The sequence below is a fragment of the uncultured Campylobacter sp. genome (genome assembly GCF_938040115.1).
Classification (GTDB): Bacteria; Campylobacterota; Campylobacteria; order Campylobacterales; family Campylobacteraceae; genus Campylobacter_A.
This window is the reverse complement of record NZ_CALHXD010000306.1, coordinates 1-1,256: the sequence shown is the minus strand read 5'-3', so window position 1 is coordinate 1,256 and position 1,256 is coordinate 1. Positions and strand designations below refer to the sequence as shown.

Below are 1,256 nucleotides of genomic sequence, written 5' to 3'. Positions count from 1 at the left end.
GTTAGCGCAGAGACCGCGAGCACCAACGGACGCGAAGCTAGCCTATCTAGTCGCTCCATCACGGTAGCCATCGCGCGCTTGCCGCTACTTGCGTGCACGTTTATCATATCGACGCCGATTTTAGCGATCTCCTCGGCGGCATCGGCCATCGTATTTGGGATATCATAAAGCTTTAGATCGAGGAAAATTTTAAAATTCCCGAGCTTTTTTAGCTCCCCCACAAAGTCCGCTCCATCGCGCAAATAAGCCCGCAGCCCGACTTTTAGCCAAATTTTATCCGAAAAGTCCGCAAGCTGCTCCGCTAGCTGCAAACACTCCTGCTTCGAGCTCAGATCAAGCGCGACGCATAGCTTCACAGATCGGCCTTTAGCGCGTCTAGCACGCCGTTTATAAATTTCGGCGCCGAGTCGCCGCCCAGCTCCTTGCCAAGCTCGATGCCCTCGTTTATGATGACAGCCTTATCGGTCGGGGTAAATTTCATCTCGTACGCCCCCAGCCTAAGCACGGCGCGCTCGATGCTGCCGATCTCGTTTATCTTCCACTCTTTTAGGCGCGCGTTTAGTAGCGCGTCAAGCTCATCTGCATGCTCCAAAATGCCGTGAAAAAGCGACAGCGCGAGGCTTCGCTGGTCGTTTCGGATCTTTTTTTCTTCTAAAAATTCCTCGACGAACTCCTCGCCGCAGCTACCCATTTCGCGCGCGTATAGTAGCGAAACGACGGCCTGCCTGACCTGATGACGAGTCGCCATTTTACGCCTCCAAATTTTTATATAAGCTTAGCATCTCGATCACGCCCGTCATCGCTTCAAAGCCCTTGTTTCCGGCCTTTGAGCCCGCTCTCTCGATTGCTTGCTCGATGTTATCTACCGTTAGTACACCAAAGGTTACCGGTTTGCCGTATTTTAGCGTGACGTTTGCGATACCCTTGGTGGTCTCGGCGCTAACGTAGTCAAAGTGAGGCGTAGAGCCGCGGATCACCGCTCCCACGCAGCAAACGGCGTCAAATTTACCGCTAGCTAGCGCCTTTTCAAGCGCCATCGGTATCTCAAACGCGCCCGGCACCAAAATGAGGCTCAAATTTTTCTCGTCTCCGCCGTGGCGCAAAAACGCATCCCTCGCGCCCTCGACCAGCCTATCGGTGATGATGTGGTTAAATCTCGCGCCCACTATAGCGATCTTCTCGCCGCCTTTTAAAGCCAAATTTCCTTCGATTGTTTTCATAGTTTCTCCTTAAAATTTTACTAAATACTATTTTTT

3 protein-coding genes are annotated in these 1,256 nt (G+C 52.0%); all 3 read right to left on the bottom strand.

Annotated elements, in window-relative coordinates; all coding sequences use genetic code 11:
* Positions 1-356 (bottom strand): orotidine-5'-phosphate decarboxylase (gene pyrF / locus Q0314_RS10400; protein WP_298058783.1); only part of this gene is annotated, 356 nt, incomplete at its 3' end.
* On the bottom strand, positions 353-748 hold the full coding sequence (gene nusB, locus Q0314_RS10395) for a transcription antitermination factor NusB (protein ID WP_298058781.1): 396 nt from the start codon (positions 746-748) through the stop codon (positions 353-355). The genes nusB and pyrF, both read right to left, overlap by 4 nt.
* 1 nt (position 749) lies before the next feature.
* Complete coding sequence (ribH, locus tag Q0314_RS10390) at positions 750-1,220, bottom strand: 6,7-dimethyl-8-ribityllumazine synthase (RefSeq protein ID WP_298058779.1); 471 nt, start codon at positions 1,218-1,220, stop codon at positions 750-752.
* Positions 1,221-1,256: the final 36 nt, after the last annotated feature.